This is a genomic window from Zavarzinia sp. CC-PAN008, from assembly GCF_051903925.1.
Taxonomy (GTDB): Bacteria; Pseudomonadota; Alphaproteobacteria; order Zavarziniales; family Zavarziniaceae.
Genome location: NZ_CP173678.1, coordinates 3,197,553 through 3,216,464 on the forward strand (window position 1 = coordinate 3,197,553; position 18,912 = coordinate 3,216,464).

20 protein-coding genes are annotated in these 18,912 nt (G+C 68.6%); 14 read left to right on the forward strand and 6 right to left on the reverse strand.

The genetic code is table 11. From position 1 onward, the window contains the following. Positions 1-79 precede the first annotated feature (79 nt). The 4 genes from proC to ACI6GS_RS15060 all read left to right on the forward strand — a co-directional run bounded on the left by proC (position 80) and on the right by ACI6GS_RS15060 (position 2,560). Complete coding sequence (proC, locus tag ACI6GS_RS15045; protein WP_439814270.1) at positions 80-832, forward strand: pyrroline-5-carboxylate reductase; 753 nt, start codon at positions 80-82, stop codon at positions 830-832. Beyond that, positions 829-1,491, forward strand: coding sequence for a hypothetical protein (locus tag ACI6GS_RS15050; RefSeq protein ID WP_439814271.1), 663 nt, complete (start codon positions 829-831; stop codon positions 1,489-1,491). The genes proC and ACI6GS_RS15050 overlap by 4 nt, the downstream gene beginning before the upstream one ends. Before the next feature lie 221 nt (positions 1,492-1,712). Further along, the gene (locus tag ACI6GS_RS15055; protein WP_439814272.1) at positions 1,713-2,150 is read left to right on the forward strand and encodes a phasin family protein; all 438 of its coding nucleotides are present in this window, start codon (positions 1,713-1,715) and stop codon (positions 2,148-2,150) included. Between the two features lie 38 nt (positions 2,151-2,188). Next, on the forward strand, positions 2,189-2,560 hold the full coding sequence (locus ACI6GS_RS15060) for a tRNA-binding protein (protein WP_439814273.1): 372 nt from the start codon (positions 2,189-2,191) through the stop codon (positions 2,558-2,560). Positions 2,561-2,578: 18 nt separating this feature from the next. Here ACI6GS_RS15060 and ACI6GS_RS15065 read toward each other — a convergent pair whose 3' ends face one another. The 3 genes from ACI6GS_RS15065 to tmpA are packed head-to-tail and all read right to left on the reverse strand — an operon-like array spanning position 2,579 to position 5,462. Then, positions 2,579-3,679, reverse strand: coding sequence for an NADH:flavin oxidoreductase (locus tag ACI6GS_RS15065; protein ID WP_439814274.1), 1,101 nt, complete (start codon positions 3,677-3,679; stop codon positions 2,579-2,581). A 32-nt stretch (positions 3,680-3,711) separates the two neighbouring features. Then, on the reverse strand, positions 3,712-4,326 hold the full coding sequence (locus ACI6GS_RS15070; protein WP_439814275.1) for an HD domain-containing protein: 615 nt from the start codon (positions 4,324-4,326) through the stop codon (positions 3,712-3,714). Continuing rightward, positions 4,323-5,462: a 2-trimethylaminoethylphosphonate dioxygenase gene (tmpA, locus tag ACI6GS_RS15075; protein WP_439814276.1), complete on the reverse strand. Its 1,140-nt coding sequence runs from the start codon at positions 5,460-5,462 to the stop codon at positions 4,323-4,325. Before tmpA ends, ACI6GS_RS15070 begins: the two co-directional genes overlap by 4 nt. A gap of 122 nt (positions 5,463-5,584) precedes the next feature. Between tmpA and ACI6GS_RS15080 the strand changes: the two genes are divergently transcribed. From ACI6GS_RS15080 to ACI6GS_RS15090, 3 genes are all read left to right on the forward strand, one after another. Continuing rightward, entirely contained in the window at positions 5,585-6,499 is a 915-nt protein-coding gene (locus ACI6GS_RS15080; RefSeq protein ID WP_439814277.1) for an SDR family oxidoreductase, read from the forward strand. Positions 6,500-6,605: 106 nt separating this feature from the next. After that, positions 6,606-7,463, forward strand: a complete 858-nt coding sequence (locus ACI6GS_RS15085; protein ID WP_439814278.1) for a MaoC/PaaZ C-terminal domain-containing protein — start codon at positions 6,606-6,608, stop codon at positions 7,461-7,463. Positions 7,464-7,479: 16 nt separating this feature from the next. Next, positions 7,480-7,896 (forward strand): GFA family protein, encoded by a 417-nt coding sequence (locus ACI6GS_RS15090; protein WP_439814279.1) that lies wholly within the window; start codon positions 7,480-7,482, stop codon positions 7,894-7,896. A gap of 355 nt (positions 7,897-8,251) precedes the next feature. Here the strand turns inward: ACI6GS_RS15090 and ACI6GS_RS15095 are convergent, their stop codons facing one another. Together ACI6GS_RS15095 and ACI6GS_RS15100 are read right to left on the reverse strand one after the other, a co-directional pair. Continuing rightward, positions 8,252-9,055 (reverse strand): hypothetical protein, encoded by an 804-nt coding sequence (locus ACI6GS_RS15095; protein ID WP_439814280.1) that lies wholly within the window; start codon positions 9,053-9,055, stop codon positions 8,252-8,254. Positions 9,056-9,317: 262 nt separating this feature from the next. Further along, a complete protein-coding gene (locus ACI6GS_RS15100) occupies positions 9,318-10,418 on the reverse strand; it encodes an LLM class flavin-dependent oxidoreductase (RefSeq protein ID WP_439814281.1) in 1,101 nt (366 codons plus the stop codon). A gap of 91 nt (positions 10,419-10,509) precedes the next feature. On the opposite strand from ACI6GS_RS15100, the gene ACI6GS_RS15105 reads away from it, so the two are divergent. The 4 genes from ACI6GS_RS15105 (at position 10,510) to ACI6GS_RS15120 (ending at position 13,239) form a co-directional block, all read left to right on the forward strand. Next, positions 10,510-11,067 (forward strand): sigma-70 family RNA polymerase sigma factor, encoded by a 558-nt coding sequence (locus ACI6GS_RS15105; RefSeq protein WP_439814282.1) that lies wholly within the window; start codon positions 10,510-10,512, stop codon positions 11,065-11,067. Then, the gene (locus ACI6GS_RS15110; RefSeq protein ID WP_439814283.1) at positions 11,060-11,842 is read left to right on the forward strand and encodes an anti-sigma factor family protein; all 783 of its coding nucleotides are present in this window, start codon (positions 11,060-11,062) and stop codon (positions 11,840-11,842) included. Before ACI6GS_RS15105 ends, ACI6GS_RS15110 begins: the two co-directional genes overlap by 8 nt. 139 nt (positions 11,843-11,981) lie before the next feature. Continuing rightward, a complete protein-coding gene (locus ACI6GS_RS15115; protein WP_439817975.1) occupies positions 11,982-12,620 on the forward strand; it encodes a Bax inhibitor-1/YccA family protein in 639 nt (212 codons plus the stop codon). A gap of 25 nt (positions 12,621-12,645) precedes the next feature. Further along, positions 12,646-13,239: a DUF2076 domain-containing protein gene (locus ACI6GS_RS15120; protein WP_439814284.1), complete on the forward strand. Its 594-nt coding sequence runs from the start codon at positions 12,646-12,648 to the stop codon at positions 13,237-13,239. 66 nt (positions 13,240-13,305) lie between these two features. Here ACI6GS_RS15120 and ubiG read toward each other — a convergent pair whose 3' ends face one another. Next, complete coding sequence (gene ubiG, locus ACI6GS_RS15125) at positions 13,306-14,049, reverse strand: bifunctional 2-polyprenyl-6-hydroxyphenol methylase/3-demethylubiquinol 3-O-methyltransferase UbiG (protein ID WP_439814285.1); 744 nt, start codon at positions 14,047-14,049, stop codon at positions 13,306-13,308. 140 nt (positions 14,050-14,189) lie between these two features. Here ubiG and ACI6GS_RS15130 point away from each other — a divergent pair, with 140 nt between their 5' ends. The 3 genes from ACI6GS_RS15130 to ptsP are packed head-to-tail and all read left to right on the forward strand — an operon-like array spanning position 14,190 to position 18,743. Beyond that, the gene (locus ACI6GS_RS15130; RefSeq protein WP_439814286.1) at positions 14,190-15,404 is read left to right on the forward strand and encodes an aspartate kinase; all 1,215 of its coding nucleotides are present in this window, start codon (positions 14,190-14,192) and stop codon (positions 15,402-15,404) included. Next, complete coding sequence (locus ACI6GS_RS15135; RefSeq protein ID WP_439814287.1) at positions 15,388-16,476, forward strand: NAD(P)H-dependent flavin oxidoreductase; 1,089 nt, start codon at positions 15,388-15,390, stop codon at positions 16,474-16,476. Before ACI6GS_RS15130 ends, ACI6GS_RS15135 begins: the two co-directional genes overlap by 17 nt. Then, positions 16,476-18,743 carry a phosphoenolpyruvate--protein phosphotransferase gene (gene ptsP / locus ACI6GS_RS15140; protein ID WP_439814288.1) on the forward strand — a complete coding sequence of 756 codons (2,268 nt, stop codon included), beginning with the start codon at positions 16,476-16,478 and terminating at the stop codon, positions 18,741-18,743. The genes ACI6GS_RS15135 and ptsP overlap by 1 nt, the downstream gene beginning before the upstream one ends. The last annotated feature ends 169 nt before the right edge of the window (positions 18,744-18,912 follow it).

Genomic DNA, 18,912 nt, shown 5'->3' on the forward strand with positions numbered 1-18,912 from the left:
GACCGTGTCAGAGACGCCTTCGCCCAACCTGAAGGGGACGCGGGTCCTGCTCGTCGGCTGCGGGCAGATGGGCCGAGCGATGCTGGATGGCTGGCTGGCGCGCGGCCTGGTACCGGCCGACGTGACGGTCGTGGAGCCCGGGCTCCAGACGCTGCCCACCGGTGTTCGCCATCTGGCCGATCCGTCGGGCCTTACGACCGCAGCGCCACCGGACGCCGTGATCCTGGCCGTGAAGCCTCAGGTCATGGACGACGTGCTGCCTGCCTATGTTGGATTGGCCGCGGCGCGGCCTGTCTTCATTTCAATCGCTGCGGGGCGGACGATCGCGTCGTTCGAGCGGGCCCTGGGCAACGATGTAGCGATCGTCCGGGCGATGCCAAACCTGCCGGCCAGGATCGGGCGCGGCATGACGGCCGCTGTGGCGAATGGCAATGCCACGGCTGGCCAGCGCGCACTGGCCGATGTGCTCCTGTCGGCTTCCGGCGACTTTGCCTGGCTGGATGACGAGGGCCTGATCGACCCGGTCACGGCCGTCTCGGGTGGTGGCCCGGCCTATGTCTTTCTGCTCGCCGAAGTCCTGGCACATGCGGCGGTCGAGGCTGGCATACCGCGTGCCTTGGCAATGCAACTGGCGCGCCAGACCGTGACTGGTGCGGCCGCGCTGCTGGAACAGAGCACGGATGACCCGGCCACCTTGCGCAAATCCGTGACCAGTCCCAAGGGAACGACCGAGCGCGCTCTTGCAGTCCTCATGGCATCCGATGGCATTGGGCCACTGTTCGAGCAGGCGATCGCCGCGGCAACCGCCCGATCCCGGGAGCTTGCGACATGAGCAACGGCGCCGCGCCGGATGGGGCTTCAGACGCAACGCCGCGTGAGGAGGCACTGCATGCGGCGCCGAACCAAGCCCAGCGTCTGCCTGACGACGAGTCCCGCGTCATGGCGGCGTTCCTCTCGGAACTTGCGGAGCGCGGGTGGCGCGATACGACCCTTCTGGGTGTCGCCGGTCGCGCTGCCATGGGAATCGCCGATCTCTACCCGCGGTTTGCGGACAAGCCTGCCCTGGTTGACGCGTTCCTGCGGTCGACCGATCGAGCGATGCTGGCATTCGACGAGGCGGATCTTGAAGGGCAGGGGCATCGGGAACGCCTGTTCGACATCCTGATGCGGCGTCTCGACGTGCTGGTGCCGCATCGGGCGGCCGCGCGCGAGATCGGACGTGCTGCGTTGCGGGATCCGCGTCTTGCGCTGGTCATGCGTCATGGCCTGCTGCGTGCGATGGGCTGGGCGATCCAGGCGGCTGGGCTTGACCGGTCCGGCCTGCGCGGCGCCCTCAGGATCCGCGCGGTTGGGCAGGCCTATCTGCGCGCCATGCGGGTCTGGTACGACGATGACGATCAGTCCTCGCGGACCATGGCGGAGCTTGACCGCCGGCTGGTGGCGATCGACCGCCTCCTGGGCGCACCGCGTGGCGAAGCGCCAGGTGCATGAGGTTTCACGCAACTCCCGCGCAATTGCCTAAAATCCTGTTTGGCAAGGGCTTTGCGGCGTCGGTGCGGCATTGTTGCATCGGCACGATATTGTGTGGCGGTGCGGAACTGTTGGCCGTTGCGATCCTTGACCCAGCCGAAGCCTAGGGCTCATCATCCCCCCGTCCGGAAGCGGGCCGGATCGGCGGCTGCATCCACCCCGCATCATGAGGAGTCGGTCGAATGGCCACGAAGCTGGATTTCCCGTTCTTTGACTTCTCGAAGGTGATGCAGGAATTCAAGATGCCGGGTGGCGACGGCTTCAAGATGCCGGGCCTCGACATGGATGCCTTCGTTGCGTCGCAGCGCCGCAACGTGGAAGCGCTGACCCAGGCGAACAAGCTTGCGGCCGAAGGCTTCCAGACGATCGCGCGTCGCCAGGCTGAGATCTTTCGTACGACGCTGACCGATTTCTCGGAACTGACGCGCGATCTGATGGCCAAGGGGAACCAGCCGGCCGATCAGACCGAACGCGTGAAGCAGACGTTCGAATCCGCAGTCGCCAACATGCGGGAACTGACTGAGTTGGCGACGAAGGCCAACCAGGAAGTGTTCGAGGTCCTGAACCGCCGGGTCGCCGAGGGGATCGAAGAACTGCGCTCCCTTGCCCCCAAGACCTGAAGCATCCGCGACCTGATGCACCCTGGCCGGACCCACGTGTGAGCGAACCGACACCGACGCCAAGCCCCCTCGCGCCGACCATCGGCTTCGAGGGGTTCGCCGCTCTCGATATCCGCGTGGGGACGATCATTAAGGCGGAAGCATTTCCCCAGGCCCGCAAGCCGGCTTTCAAGCTCCTCATCGACTTCGGTCCTGCGATCGGTACGCGCAGGTCATCGGCCCAGATCACCGAGCACTACACGATCGAGGACCTGGTGGGGCGTCAGGTCGCGGCGGTAGTCAACTTCAAGCCGCGTCAGATCGGACCCTTCATCTCGGAAGTGTTGACACTTGGCTTTCCGGATGCGGCCGGCAAGGTCGTCCTGATCGGACCAACCCAGCCCGTGCCGAACGGCGGCCGCCTGTTCTGAAGGCGGCCGCGCGGGTCCTTAGACCAGTTCGGCCAGGGCTTCGACCGAATAGGGGGCGAGGTCGGCGATGCGGCCCGCCTTCACCTTCAGCGCCCAGTCGGGGTTGACGATCAGGCTGCGGCCCACCGCGACCAGGTCGAATTCGTCCGCTTCCAGCCGGCGCAGCAGGGCGTCGATGCCCTCGGCACCCGCGCCACCCGTGCGCATGGTCGACACGAACTCCACATTCAGGCTGACCGAGCCCACGGTGATCGTGGGCAGGCCGGTCAGCTTCTTGGTCCAGCCGGCAAGGTTGAGGTCCGAGCCTTCGAACTCCGGCTCCCAGTAGCGGCGGGTCGAGCAATGGAAGCAGTCGACGCCGGCATCCACCAGCGGCTGCAGGAAGCTGAGCAGCTCATCCGGGTTATGCGCAAGGCGGACCGAGAAGTCCTGCTGCTTCCACTGCGAGAAGCGCAGGATCACCGGATAGTCGGGGGAGACCCGGGCCCGCACGGCCTTGACGATCTCTGCCGCGAAGCGGGTGCGCTCGGCCAGATTGCCGCCGAAGCGGTCGTCACGCTGGTTGGTGCCGTCCCAGAAGAACTGGTCGATCAGGTAGCCATGCGCGCCGTGCAGCTCGATCGCGTCGAAGCCCAGGCGTTCGGCATCGGCGGCCCCCTGGGCAAAGGCCTCGATCGCGGTGGCGATCTGGGCGTCGGTCATGGGCGGATAGATCTGCTTGCCCGGCTTCACCAGGCCGGAGGGGCCGACGCTCGGCAGTTCGGGCCGTGGGCCGGCCTGCTGCTTGCGCATCATGCCGGTGTGCCAGAGCTGCGGGGCAATCAGGCCGCCGGCGGCGTGCACCTCGCCCACGACATGGGCCCAGCCGTCCAGCGACTTGCCATGGAAGGCGGGAACAGCGCCGTCATTGCTGGCAACGGGGTCGTTGACCGTCGTGCCTTCAGTGATGATGAGACCGCAGCCGCCCTCTGCCCGCCGGCGGTAATAGGCCGCGACCTTGTCGCCCACCACCTCGTCTGGGGATTTGGACCGGGTCATCGGTGCCATGACGACGCGGTTGGGCAGAGTCAGGCGCTTCAGCTGGAACGGACGGAACAGGGCAGAGGTGTTGAGCGTCATCGCATGGGTCCCGGGATTGGCCAGTCGCCGGCTTAGCGCGGCGGGGCGGCTGCCTGCAATCGCTCATCCGGGCGGGACAGGACCCGATCCAGGACCGCGGCATAGTGGCTGAAGGGCGGGGTGACATGGCCCGGCACCTTGGCCGCGTCGTCCCACCGGCGCACGCGCACGGCGTCGGCGTGATGGGGATTGAGCTCGAACGCCGCGATCTCGGCAGAGCCCATCGGGCCACCCTGGAGGCTGAGGCTGTGGACCGACGCCTCGGACAGGGCGTCGTAGTAATGGGGCTCGACCGCGCAGAGATAGCGCTTGGCCGCCACATGCAGGCGGATGCAGGCGACCATCCGCTCTGGAAAGAAGGGCGCCAGGACGCGGGCACCGCCCTGGTCGTGCTTGTTGTCCAGCTTGTCGAAGTTGAGATAGGCGAATTCACTGGTGAAGTGCCCGATGTCGTGCAGCAGGGCGGCCGCGACAAGCTCGTCGTCCCCGCCTTCCAGTTCCGCGCGATGGGCGGCCTGAAGCATGTGCTCGGCCATCGATACCGGCTCGCCCAGGTAGTCCTCGGCCCCGCGGCGGGCAAAGAGGTCGGCCAGGAACGGGACCAGCCCCTGCCGGTCCAGGACGGGTTCGTCAATCAGCGCGCTCATGCAGCCTCCGCATGATCCTGCTCCAGCACGGCGAGGGTGGAGAGCAGGCCGTCCTTGTCAGCGTAGCAGCCCTGGAGCCAGCGGCGGCCATCGCCGGTGAAGCTGGTGCGGCCGTGCAGGACGCGTGTGTTGTCCACGATGAAGAGCTCCCCCGGTTCCAGGCGGAAGGTGACGGCGAAGGCCGGATCCTCGACCAGCTGCGAGAAACGGCGATAGGCGGCATAGAAGGCGGGCATCCGCTCGAACGGGACGTCGCGGACCGGCGCTGCCGAGCGGTTGTTGAAGCGCACGGCAATCAGTTCGCCATCGGGTGCCAGTTCCAGCATCGGCCGCCGGGCGTCGAGCTGGACATCCGAGGCACCGGCATAGCGAAAGCGCATGCAGTGTCCGCTCAGCAAGGCAAAGGCGTCGGGGTCGTCCTGCTGCAGGCGCCGCGCGACGGCGAACCCGTCGATCACCACCGAATGCCCACCCGCGACGGAGTTCTCCAGGCAATGCAGCAATTGCAGGGTCGGCACTGGATCGCGATAGGGATTGTCGGTGTGGGCCTGGAGCCCGAGGTTGGTATAGGCGAGGTTGGTGGGGTTCACCTCCGCCCGGACGTCGAACCAGCGGCCATAGTTCGTCTCGCGCACATGGGCGAACAGGGAGGCCACCTCCGCGACGCTGCCGGAGAGCGCCGGCACGCCGGACATCACGCCAAAGCCGCGGGACCGGATCGCGGCCAGCCAGTCGCGCAGGGCCGCACCCTTCTGCCCTGCCTGCGCGAACGTGATGCGCGCGACCTGATCCTGCGCCGTGGCATCCCACAGCACGAGGTCGGGCGCCACCCAGCCCGCCGCCGGAGGGGGCGCCACGTCATAGCGATTGGCCAGCAGCCAGGCCCGGTCGAACACGGTGCGGTGGCCGTCGCTGAAAGCGAGGTGGACCTGCTGGCCGGCACTGTCGGCAGCCGTCAGGTGCACGTCGGGATCGAGGTCGAGGACGGTGATCAGGCGCTGGCCGTTGCCGGCGCTGCGGGTCGCGGGGTCGAGTGCTGAATCGCGCAGCCACAGGGCGTGGAAGCGAGCGTCGCCGTCGGGCCCATGCAGGGCCAGGACGCGGCCGTCGTCCTGGATCTCGAGCGCTGATGTCATGGCGGCTCCCTTAGCGGTCGCGTGACGACAGGATCATGACAGATACGCTGCTGCCTTGCGCCTGATTGCATCGAGCGGCTAATCAAGCTGGAGGCCGCAAGACATAAGGGGAGGACGTCGCGATGGCAGGCATGGTCGAGGGCAAGGTCGTCATCGTCACGGGCGCCGGGCGCGGCGTCGGCCGCGACATCGCGCTGCTGCTGGCCCGCGAGGGGGCGAAGGTCGTGGTCAACGACCTGGGCGGCGACGAAAAGGGCCAGGGCGCCGATCGCACGCCCGCCATGGAGGTCATGGCCGAGATCAAGGACCTGGGGTCCGACGCCGTGGTCAACGGCGACAGCGTGGGCGAGTTCAAGGCCGGCACGCGCATGGTCGAGCAGGCGCTGGACACCTGGGGCCGGCTGGATGCGGTGATCAACAATGCCGGCATCCTGCGCGATGTCATCTTCCACAAGATGACGGAGGAGGACTGGGACAGCGTCATCAACGTCCACCTGAAGGGCAGCTTCAACCTCAGCCGTGCCGCCGCCACCCATTTCCGCGACAAGCAGGAGGGGTCCTATGTCCACATGACCTCGACCAGCGGCCTGATCGGCAATTTCGGGCAGGCGAACTATGCCGCCGCCAAGATGGGGATCGTCGGCCTGTCCAAGTCCCTGGCGCTGGACATGGGCCGCTTCAACGTGCGGTCCAACTGCATCTCTCCCTTTGCCTGGAGCCGGCTGATCGGCACCATCCCCATCCAGAACGAGGCGCAGGCCCAGCGGGTCGAGCGCATGAAGCAGATGACGCCGGCCAAGATCGCACCGCTTGCCGTGTTCCTGTGCTCCGACGGGGCCAAGGACGTGACGGGCCAGATCTTTGGCGTGCGCAACAACGAGATCTTCCTGTTCAGCCAGAACCGGCCCATCCGCTCGGTCCACCGGGGCGAAGGCTGGACGCCGGAAACGGTCGCAACCCACGCGATCCCCGCCATGCGCGGCAGCTTCGTGCCGTGCGAGCGATCCCCGGAAGTGTTCTCCTGGGATCCGATCTGACGGGCGCAACCCGATCCCGACCTCATCCTGAGGCGGCCTGAAACGCCGTCTTAGGATGAGGGGCGCAAAGACAAGAAATATCTGAGCAAGGGGGGGGGGGGGACCCATGGCGATCGACTATGAGCGGCTGAAGGCTCGGGTCATTCCGGATGTCGTGCAGGAACTGCGTCCCCGCGACATCATCCTCTATGCCCTGGGCATCGGCCTGGGGGCCGATCCGCTGGACGAGGCGCAATTGCGCTTCGTCTACGAGGACGGCCTCAGGATGCTGCCGACCATGCCCGTGGTGCTGGCGGCACCCGGCTTCTGGGCCAAGGAGCCCGATACCGGGATCGACTGGGTGAAGCTGCTGCATGGCGAGCAGGGGCTGGTGATCCACCGGCCGCTGCCCACGACCGGGACCCTGGTCGGCAGGACGACGGTGGACGAGATCATCGACAAGGGGCCGGGCAAGGGTGCCCTGATGTTCTCCACCCGGAAGATCTTCGACCAGGCGACGGGCGAGCTGGTGGCGACGAGCACGTCCACCTCGTTCATGCGGGGCGATGGCGGGTTCGGCGGGCCGGCCGGTCCGACGCCGCAGCCGCACGCGATCCCCGACCGGGCGGCGGACCAGGTCGTCGAAATCGCGACGGCCCCGAATGCCGCGCTGATCTATCGGCTGAGCGGCGACTACAACCCGCTGCACATCGATCCGGCGGTGGGCAAGGCGGCGGGGTTCCGCCAGCCGATCCTGCACGGCCTGTGCTCGTTCGGGGTTGCCGGCCACGCCCTGTTGAAGGGCCTGTGCGGGTACGAACCCGACCGGCTGAAGGCGATGCAGGTGCGCTTCACATCGCCCGTCTATCCGGGCGAGACGCTGCGCACCGAGATCTGGCAGGACGGCGCCATCGCCTCGTTTCGGACGACAGTGGTGGAACGCGGCGTCGTGGCGCTGAACAATGGCCGGGCGGAGATCGCCTGACGCGGGGGAGGATGACATGCTGCGCGGACGCTGTGCCTGCGGGGTGGTGACGGCCACATTTACAGGCGAGCCGATCGCCACCCGGCAATGCTGGTGCCGGCAGTGCCAGCAGGTGGCCGCCGGCAGCGCCACCCAGAACGCCATCTTCCGCCTTGCCGACATCGCGATGACGGGCGACCTGGCGACCAATGCCTATGTCGCGGCCAGCGGCAACACGCTGACCCACAGTTTCTGTGGGCGGTGCGGGACGCCGGTCATGGCGCAGTCGTCCGCCCGGCCCCAGTTCCGGACGATCCGCCTGGGCTTCCTGGAGGCCGGCCACGGCCTGGTGCCGAGCATGGCGATCTGGACCGACGATGCGCCGGACTGGGCCATCATCGATCCCGCGCTGGAACGCTTCGCCAGGCAGCCACCATTGCCGCCGACGACCTAGCTGGTTGTGCGTTGAGTTACACCCGGCCAACCACCCGTCCGCTCATTCCCGCGAAGGCGGGAATCCAGAGCCACCAGCGTTGTCCTTGCGGCTCTGGATCCCCGCTCTCGCGGGGATGAGCGGTGGAGGAGAGGCTGCCGGTCTCCTCAATCCACACCGGACGCGCTCAGGATGTGTCGAGTTCAGGTCCCATCGGTCTCGGTTCTACCGTCCCGACTTGCCCCGCTTCATCCGGGGCATCCATGAACCGACCGTTCCGCTGGCTTGGCGGTCGGTTCATGGGTCACCCGGATAAACCGGGTGACTTAGGGGGAGTGGGTGAAACGGGTCCGAGCGAAACCTGATCCGTGTGAAGTCAGGCTGGCGGCGGAACGCCGGAGGGCGGGTCGCGGGCGGCGGCGAGGAGGGGGGCGATTTCCTGCTGGAGGCGGGTGCGCTCGGCCTGGGTCGAGGCTGCCTCGTACCGGTCGGCCAGGTCCATGAGGGTGGAGAGGCGCCCCGCCTCGCTCATCTGGCCTGGGGCCTTGGATGTCTTGGCGGGGCGGGCTGGGGCTGGTTTCGGCTGGCGCGCCGGGTCGGCCGGGGGCGCATCGTTCGGGGGCACATCGTCCAGGGGCGGCCAGTGCTTGGCGCGGATCAGGGCGTTGGCCTCGGCCGCGGTCATGGGATCGGCGGCCGCGGTGGGGCGGAGCGCGTCGATGGTCGCCTGGGCGCCAAGCTTGAACGGGACCAGGGCCTCTGCCCGGTCCTTCCAGCCATAGGCGCGGATCTCGTCATCGTCCATGTCGGCGATCAGGCCGGCCTGGGTGTCGAGGTCGGAAAAGTCGTCGAGGATGTCGTCGTCCAGCCGTTCGGCACGGTCCGGGCGGTCGGGGCTGGCGGGCGCGCTGTCGGCCTGTGACGCCGCAGGATCGGGGGATGGTCCGCGCGGTGCGGCGTCCCGCTCGCGCGGGCCTGCGTCGAGGCCCAGGATGCGGCGTTCAAGCAGGATGGTCTGGCGCACGGTCCGGGCGATGCGGTCCATGGCCCGGGCGACATCCTCGCCCCCGATGCGGTTCTCGCCTTGGCGCCTGCCCGTCACCTCGTCCTGGAGGGCGTAGGCGACCTCCATCGCGGCGGTGCGCAGGCTGTCCAGGTCCTTCAGATGCTGGGCCGTCACCTCATGCGTTTCACGCAGCGCCCGCCGGCTTCCCGGCCGGTAGATCACGGTGTGATGGCGCTCCGTTGACATAAACATAACAGGAACATACTTGAGGCGGAATGTCAAGGCCGGGATGCCGTGAGGCTGCTGGCACTGGCGGGTGCCTGAAGTTTGATGGTCTGGGTGCGGGCATCCAGTTCTCAACCGTGTCAACGGTTTAGCCGGTGGTTCATGGGTCCCCCGGATGAACCGGGGGACGTAGGTGGAGGGGAGGTGGCCGCTACTCCGCCGCCACCTGCTGGGGGCGGAAGTACGGCATGACAAGGCGGCCGAAATCCTCCGCAGCGGTGTCATGGGGGTAGCCCGAGAGGCAGAAGTCGGTGCAGCCGATGTCGACGAACTCCTGCAGCGTCGCGGCGACCTGGGCGGGGTTGCCCACGACGGCGACGCCGGCGCCGGGGCGGACGGTGGTGATGCCGCTCCACAGATGCGGCGCGATGCGGAAGTCGGCGGCGGCGCCAAGCGCCTTCATCCTGGTATTGGCCTGAGACTGTTCCCACAGGTCGGCGATCATCCGCTTGTGATTGTCGCTGGCCGAAGCGATCAGGTGGTCGGCGGCGGCCCAGGCGTCCTCCTCCCGCTCGCGCACGATGACCTGGAGGCGCATGCCGAAGCGGATCGTGTCGCCACGGCCATGGCGGGCGGCACGGGCGCGGATATCGGCCATCTCCTCCGCGATCTTCTGCGGCGTGTCGCCCCAGAACAGGTGGACGTCGGTGTGTTTGGCCGAGACCTCCTTGGCGGCGTCGGACATGCCGCCCAGGAAGAAGGGGGGGTGCGGCTGCTGTACCGGCTTGGGGTGGACGTTGGCGTTGTCGACCTGGAAATGCTTGCCGTGGTGGGTGACGGGCTCCGCCTCGGTCCAGACGCGCTTCATCAGGGCGACCGTCTCGTCCATCATCTCGTAGCGCTCGTCATGGGGAACGTAGCAGCCGTCGGCGGCGAGCTCGGCGGCACTGCCGCCGGCGATCAGGTTGATGAAGACGCGGCCGCCCGACAGCTGGTCGAAGGTGGCGATCATCTTGGCGGCCAGGGTGGGGGCGATGAAGCCGGGCCGGGCGGCGACCAGCATCTTGAGCCGCGTCGTCTTGGCCGAGATCATGGCGCAGGCGATCCAGGCCTCGTAGCAAAGCGTCTGCACGGGGACGAGGGCGTATTCGAAGCCGGCGCGCTCCGCCGCCAGAGCCACGCGCTCGAACATGGCCATGCTGGGGGGAATATCGGCCGAGCGGTCGCCGATTGCGGTGGTGTCCCCGGCGGTGGGGATGAACCAGCCGAAGCGGATGGCGGGGCTCGCGTTGGATGCGGGTTCTGGGGCCACGATGTCTCCTCCTTGGGCCCGATCCTAGGGGCAGAGGACGCGGCGGGACAGGTGGTGGATTAGTTGGCCGCGCCGCACCGTATAAGACACCGTGAGCACGAAACGATTTGACGCCATTGCCGAACTGCCCGTCCTGCGCCGCTATGCGCGGTCGCTGACGCGCAGCGATCCGGATGCCGAGGACCTGGTGCATGATGCGCTGGTCCGCGCCTATGAGCGCCGCCATACCTTCGTGGCCGGCGGCAACCTGCGCTCGTGGCTGCTGGCGATCCTGCACAACACCTTCATCAGCGGCCGGCGCAGCCGCATGGCCGAGCAGCGCCGCGCGGTGAAGGTGGCCGAGATCTCGCCCGACCATGTCGCCCCGTCGCAGGAGCAGGCCACGCACTTGCGCCAGGTGCTGGACGATTTCCAGGACCTGCCCGAGGACCAGCGCGCGGCCCTGCACCTGGTCGCGATCGAGGGCATGGCCTATGCCGAGGCTGCGGCGGCCCTGGGCGTGCCGATCGGCACCCTGATGTCGCGCCTGGCGCGTGGCCGCACGGCGCTGCGCCGGATGGGCGGGCATGGCGCCGCGCCGGCCGAGGCGGAGGCGCCGACTGCCGGGCAGAAGCCGCGCCTGCGCGTGGTGGGAGGCAGCGATGAGTGACCGTCCCCGTTTCCCGGCGCTGGAGGAAATCACCCCCTTCGACCTGGCCGCCTATGTCGACGAGCAACTCGACCCCGCGCGCCGGGTCGAGGTCGAGGATCATCTGTCGCGCCATCCCCAAGCTGCGGCCGAGGTCATGGCTGACCTCCGGACACGCGATGCCCTCAGGCTATCCTTCCCCCGGCCAGAGGCACCCGCGTCCGAGCATCTGCTGGCCGCAGCCCACCGGCTGGAGCGTGGCCTGGGCCGCGCCCTGATGGTGGAGCGGCTGCGGCGCGTGGCGGCGCTGGCCCTGCTGGTGGGCGCTGGCTGGCTGGCCCATGGCGAGCTTGGCATCGGCAACAGCGTCGCCTCGACCGCGACGCCGGCCTTCCTGCAGGACGTGGCGCGGGCGCACCGCGCCGCCCTGGTCCGGGCCGAGGCGGCGCCGGCGTCCGCCATCGCGATCGACGCCGTGGCGCTGAAGGCCGCGACCGAGGTGCCCGTGCCGCAACTGCCGACCGCCTGGCGCGTGCGCGACGTCCAGGTGGTGGACGCGCATGACGGACCGGCGCTGGAATTGACGGCCGACGATCCCGACCTGGGCCGCGTCACCCTGTTCGGCGAGCGCGTCCAGGCGTTCAGCCTGGTCGAGCCGACGCCGGTCGAGACGCCGCACCAGAGCGAGTCGTCCGTCTATTGGCAGATCGGGGAAGTGGCCTATGCCCTGACCGGCCGGGCGCCCCCTGTCCTCCTGCAGCAGGCGGCCTATTCCCTGTCGCGGGCGACGCATTGAAGTCGATCGTCCGCGCCACGACTGTCCCGTCAACCATGATCGATGCATCGAAAAGGAGTGCTTCGTGACCAATCCCGGCTTCCTGCCCCGTTCGCAGGCAGATGCCTATGCCGCGTTCGACGAGGGCCTGCGCCAGCACATGCTGCGCGTCTACAACTACATGGGCCTTGGCCTGGTGCTGACCGGAATCGTCGCCTATATCGTGGGCACGACGCCGTCGCTCTACGTGCCGATCTTCACGACGCCGCTGAAGTGGGTCGTGATGCTGGCGCCGCTGGCCTTTGTCCTGTTCTTCTCGTTCCGCATCCAGACCATGTCGGCGTCGACGGCACAGACCGTGTTCTGGGCCTTCTGCGGCGTGATGGGCCTGTCGATGGCGTCGATCTTCCTGGTCTTCACCGGGGCCAGCATCGCGCGCACCTTCTTCATCACGGCCGCCATGTTCGGCACGATGAGCCTGTACGGCTACACGACGAAGAAGGACCTGTCGAACTGGGGCTCGTTCCTGATGATGGGCCTGATCGGCATCGTCATCGCCGGCCTGGTCAACCTGTTCCTGCAGTCGTCCGCGATGCAGTTCGTGATCTCGGTCATCGGCGTGGTCGTCTTCACCGGCCTGACCGCCTATGACACGCAGCGCATCAAGGAAGAGTATGCCGAGCACTACTCGGCGGAATCGCGGCAGAAGATGGCCGTGTTCGGCGCCTTCTCGCTGTACCTGAACTTCATCAACCTGTTCCAGCTGCTGCTGCACTTCGTCGGCCAGCGCGAGGAATAGGCCAAAGTGGAAACGGAGTACCGACATGGATGAGCGTGACAAGGCGGCGATCGACGGCCTGTTCGCGAAGCTGGGCGAGGTCGATCGGCAGCAGCCCCAGCGCGATGCCGAGGCGCAGGCCCTGATCGCCCAGCGCCTGAACCAGCAGCCCAATGCCGCCTATTACCTGGCGCAGACGGTGCTGGTGCAGGAGCAGGCCCTGGAACAGGCGCAGATGCGCATGGCCGACCTGGAGCGCCAGGCGGAGCGCGGCAGCTCCGGCGGCGGCTTCTTCTCCAGCCTGTTCGGCGGCGGCAACCGCCAGGCCCCGCCACAGCGCATGCCGCAGCGCATGCCCCCGCCGGGCTATGGCCAGCAGCAGGGCTATGGCCAGCCGGGCGGTCCGGGCGGGCAGCCCTGGGGCCAGCCGCAGCGCGGCGGCGGCGGCTTCCTGGCCGGCGCGGCCCAGACCGCGGTCGGCGTTGCCGGCGGCATGATGCTGGGCTCGATGCTCGGCTCGATGCTGGGCGGCGGCGGCGAGGCCCAGGCCGCGGAGGCCGCCCCGGCGGACGAGCCCGCGATGGACGAGGGCATGGACGACGGCGGCTTCGACATGGGCAGCAGCGACTTCGAGTTCTGATCTGCCCCTGGCGTGACGAGTGCGGCCCCTGTCCGGAAGCCCGGGCAGGGGCCGTTTCGTTTGCGCTCAGCCCCGCGCCGCGACGATGTAGTTGACGCCGACGTCAGCGCCCGTGCGCCAGCCGTCGCGCTCGAAGACCAGGCCCTTGAGGTCGGTCAGGCGCAGGCCCGCGCTGCGCAGCGCGTGGGCCAGTTCGGCGGGGCGGACCAGCTTGGCGTACTGGTGGGTGCCGCGGGGGACCCAGTTCAACAGGTATTCGCCGGCCACGATCGCCATGCCGTAGGCGCGTTTCGTGCGGTTGATGGTCGAGAGCACGGCAAGCCCGCCGGGCCGCACCAGGCGGGCGAGGTCGGCGACGAAGGTCTCGACATCGGCCACGTGCTCGACGATCTCCATCGCGACGACGACGTCGAAGTCCTGGCCCTCCGCCGCCAGGGTCGCGGCTTCGCCCACGCGGTAGGTGATGGCCAGATCGCGTTCGGCGGCATGGTGGCGCGCGGCGTCGATCGCGTCGGCCGTCGCGTCCAGGCCGGTGACGCGGCCGCCCAGGCGGGCCAAAGGCTCCGTCAGGACACCGGCCCCGCAGCCGAGGTCGAGGACGTCCAGGCCGGCCAGGATGGGCGCCTGCGAGGCATCGCGGCCGAACGCGGTCGCCACCTGGTCGCGGATATAGCCGATCCGGGCGGGGTTCATCTGGTGCAGGCCGGCCATGGGACCTTTCGGATCCCACCAGCGCGCGGCCAGGGTGGAGAAGTGTGCGACCTCTGCCGCGTCGATCGTGCGCGGCGCTGCCGCCTGCTCGGTGCTCATGGGCCCGATCCTAGCGGAACTTGGGTCCTGCGGCCTTGCTTCCGTGAGGTGCTGCGGATAAGAACACGCCGCCTGAGAACGAGCCGGGACCGACCGTTGGCAAGGGGGTCGTCGGCCAGCAGACCGTACCGGGGAGTGGCATGAGCCGTCTGGTCCTGAAATTTGGCGGCACCTCCGTCGGCAACGTGGAGCGCATCCAGAACGTCGCGCGGCGCGTCAAGGCGATTTGGGACCAGGGCCACGAACTGGCCGTGGTGGTCAGCGCCATGTCGGGCGAGACCAACAAGCTGGTCGGCTGGACCAGCGAGATCGCAGCCCTGCACGATGCCCGCGAGTACGACACGGTGGTGGCTTCCGGCGAGCAGGTGACGGCGGGCCTGCTGGCGCTGGCGCTGCAGGAGCTGGGGGTGAATGCCCGGTCGTGGCTGGGCTGGCAGATTCCGCTGCGCACCGATGGCGTGCACGGAGCCGCCCGCATCGAATCGATCGAGGTCGACGAACTGGTGCGGCGCTTTGCCGACCGGCAGGTGGCGGTCGTCGCCGGCTTCCAGGGCCTGGGCCCGGACAACCGGGTGACGACACTGGGGCGGGGCGGCTCCGACACCTCGGCCGTGGCCCTGGCGGCGGCGCTGAAGGCCGAACGCTGCGACATCTACACGGACGTGGACGGTGTTTACACGACCGACCCCCGTATCGTTGCGGGGGCCCGCAAACTGGATAAGATCACCTATGAGGAAATGCTGGAAATGGCGTCGCTTGGCGCCAAGGTCCTGCAGATCCGCTCGGTCGAAATGGCGATGAAGCACCGTGTGCGGGTGCAGGTCCTGTCCAGCTTTGCCGACACGCCTGGCACGATGGTGGTGGACGAGGACGAAATCGTGGAACAAGAACTGGTCAGCGGCATCGCCTACACGCGGGACGAGGCAAAGGTCACCGTGCTCAAGGTGGCGGACAGGCCGGGCGTGGCCGCCGGGCTGTTCGGCCCCCTGGCCGATGCCAACATCAATGTCGACATGATCGTGCAGAACGTGTCCGAGGACGGCACCACGGACATGACCTTTACCGTGCCGCGCACCGACCTGGAGCGCAGCCTGAAGGTGCTGGACGGCCACAAGGCGAATATCGGGCACGAGAGCGTGCGCGCCGACGGGAACGTGGCCAAGATCTCGGTCATTGGGGTCGGCATGCGCAACCATGCCGGCATTGCCAGCACGATGTTCCGGGCCCTGTCCGAGAAGGGCATCAACATCCAGGTGATCTCCACCTCCGAGATCAAAATCAGCGTGCTCATCGCTGCCGAATACACGGAACTGGCCGTCCGTGCCTTGCACACCGCCTATGGCCTCGATTCCTGAGACGGGCCACGCCCGCCTTGCGGCGCTGTGGGAGCGGGGGACCCGCTTCCTGGGCTGTCGCCATGCGATCCTGGGCGGTGCCATGTCCTGGGTGTCCGAGCGCCACCTGGTGGCGGCCATCTCGAACGCCGGGGGCTTTGGCGTCATCGCCACGGGTGCGATGGGTCCCGCCCTGCTTGAGGCGGAGATCGAGGGCACGCGCGCCCTGACCGGCGCCCCCTTTGGCGTCAACCTGATCACGATGCATCCGGAGCTGGACGCCCTGGTCGATGTCTGCGGCCGGCAGAAGGTGGGACACGTCGTGCTGGCCGGCGGCCTGCCGCCACGCAGCGCCATCGACCGGCTGAAGGCGCACGGCGCCAAGGTGGTCTGCTTCGCGCCCGCCCTGGCGATCGCCAAGAAGCTTGTCCGCTCCGGCGCCGATGCCCTGGTGATCGAAGGGTCGGAGGCGGGCGGCCATATCGGCCCGGTGTCGACCGCCGTCCTGGTGCAGGAGATCCTGCCCGAGATCAGGGACGTGCCGGTGTTCGTCGCGGGCGGCATCGGTCGCGGCGAGGCGATCGCCATGTATCTGGAAATGGGCGCGGCCGGCGTCCAGCTGGGCACCCGCTTCGTCTGCGCGACCGAGTCGATCGCCCATCCGGCGTTCAAGAAGGCGTTCATCCGGGCGGCCGCCCGCGACGCCATGCCCAGCGTCCAGCTGGACCCGCAATTCCCGGTGATCCCGGTGCGTGCCCTGGCCAATGACGGCACGCGCCGCTTCATGGAGGTGCAGGCCGAGGTCATTGCCCGGCACCGTGCCGGCGAGATGGACCAGAAGGCGGCCCAGCTGGAGATCGAGCATTTCTGGGCGGGCGCGCTGCGCCGCGCGGTGATCGACGGCGATGTCGAGGGCGGCTCGCTGATGGCGGGGCAGAGCGTCGGCATGGTGACGCGCGAGCAGCCCATCGCGGAGATCATCGCGGAACTGGTCGACGGGGCCGCGGCGGCCCTGGCGCGACGGCACGAGCCGGCCCCCGGGCCGGCCCTGGCCGGGGTCGAGGCCGCAGAGAGCCTGGCGAGGACGGTCTGATGACGCCGGGGCCGGCAACCGGCCCGCGCGTCCTGCTGCGCCGTCTGCGCGACGTGATGGCGGGGCCGGAATCGCCCCAGGCCCGCCTGGACAAGACCGTCCGCCTGATCGCCGCCAACATGGTGGCGGAAGTCTGCTCCATCTACCTGCTGCGCGCCGGCAACGTGCTGGAGTTGTTCGCGACCGAGGGTCTGAACCCCGAGGCGGTGCACCAGACCAAGCTGAAGGTGGGCGAGGGCCTGGTCGGCACGATCGCGGAAACCGAGCGGCCGCTGATCCTGCCGGACGCGCCCAGCCACCCCAAGTTCGCCTACAAGCCGGAGACGGGGGAGGAGATCTACCACTCCTGGCTGGGCGTGCCGATCGTGCGCGCCGGCCGCGTCTCGGGCGTGCTCGTCGTGCAGAACCGCACCATGCGGGAGTACGACGAGGAGGAGGTCGACGCCCTCCAGACCATCGCCATGGTCCTGGCCGAGCTGGTGGCGCAGGGCGGCCTGGTCGACCCGGCGGAGGTCGAGGAATCCGACTTCCAGCGCCGCTTGGCCTTCCGCTTCGACGGCAAGGCCCTGGCCGAGGGCCTGGCCAGCGGCCTGGCCGTGCTGCACGAGCCGCGCATCCGCGTGCAGCGGATGATCGCCGAGGACGCGGCGACCGAGCATGCGCGCCTGGCCCGCGCGGTGGCCGGCCTGCGCGACTGGATCGACGACACCCTGGCCGGGCACGAGGCGGCTTCCGCCGGGGAGACCCGCGAGATCCTGGAGGCCTATCGCCTGTTCGCGCATGACCGCGGCTGGCTGAACCGGATCGAGGAGGCGATCGCCAGCGGCCTGACCGCCGAGGGCGCGGTCGAGCGCGTGCAGATCGAGACGCGCGCCCGCATGGGGGCGATCGCCGATCCTTATCTGCGCGAGCGCCTGGACGACCTGGAGGAACTGGCCAACCGGCTGCTGCGCCACCTGGTCGGGCGCACCGGCTCGTCCGCGCACGAGACCCTGCCCGAGGAGGCCGTGGTCATCGCCCGCACCATGGGTGCGGCCGAACTGCTGGACTATGACCGCAGCCGCCTGCGCGCCGTGGTGCTGGAGGAGGGGGCGCCGACCGCCCATGTGGCGATCGTCGCGCGCGCCCTTGGCATTCCGCTGGTCGGCCGCTGCGAGGCCATCCTCGATTCGGTGGAGGCGGCGGACCCGGTCATCGTCGACGGCGACATGGGCCAGGTGTTCATCCGCCCCACCGAGCAGATCGCCGCCGCCTATGCCGAGAGCCTGACGCTGAAGGCGCAGGCCAAGGCGGCCTACCTGGCGGTGCGCGAGCGCCCGGCGATCAGCCGCGACGGCGTCGAGGTCAAGCTGAACATCAATGCCGGCCTGCTGGTCGACCTGCCGCTGATCGGGGAGGCGGGTGCCGATGGCATCGGCCTGTTCCGGACCGAACTGCAGTTCATGGTGAGTGCCACGCTGCCCCACCTGGCCAAGCAGATCGAGCTCTACTCCGCGGTGCTGGATGCGGCTGGGGGCAAGCCCGTGATCTTCCGCAGCCTGGACATCGGCTCGGACAAGACGCTGCCCTATATGCCGCTGGAGCGGGAGGAGAACCCGGCGCTGGGCCTGCGCGCGGTGCGCCTGACGCTGGACCGGGTTGGCCTGCTGCGCACCCAGGCGCAGGCCCTGCTGACCGCCGCCGCCGGGCGCGACCTGAACGTCATGTTCCCGATGATCACCGACGTGCACGAGTTCCGCGCCGCCAAGGCGGTGCTGGAAACCGAGCGCGCGCGCCTGATCGCGCGCGGCCGGCCGGTGCCGCGCAGCGTGCGGGTGGGCACCATGATCGAGGTGCCGGCCCTGGCCTGGCAGTTGCCGGCGCTCTTGCCCCTGGTGGACTTCGTCTCGATCGGCTCGAACGACCTGCTGCAGTTCTTTTTCGCCGTCGACCGTGGCCATCCCCGCCTTGCGGAACGCTATGACATCCTGGCCCCCAGCGTCCTGGGCTTCCTGAAGCGGGTGGTGGATTTGTGCAACGCAGCGAAGGTGCCGGTCAGCCTGTGCGGCGAGATGGCGGGCCGGCCGCTGACCGCAATGGCCCTTTTGGGACTTGGACTTAGGTCAATTTCCTTGCAACCGGCGGCAATCGGGCCGGTCAAGATGATGATCTTGAGTCTCGACGTCGGCGCGCTCTCGCGATATATGGAAACCTTATACGGTCTCCCGGTGAGGACACTCCGCGGTCGCCTCATGAACTTCGCGCAAGATCACGGGATTCTGGTGTAAGTGTCTGGAACATTTAGCTATCATGTTCCTGAACCCCGGCGGCAGTTGGCGCCGCCGGCAATGCAACGGCCTCAGATGGGCGAGTGGCCATGGCAGGGTTGAACAGAGATCAGGCCGATCCAGGTCCGATCCAGGCGTATGACGCGGTGAATGGGGTCTGGGATGAGTC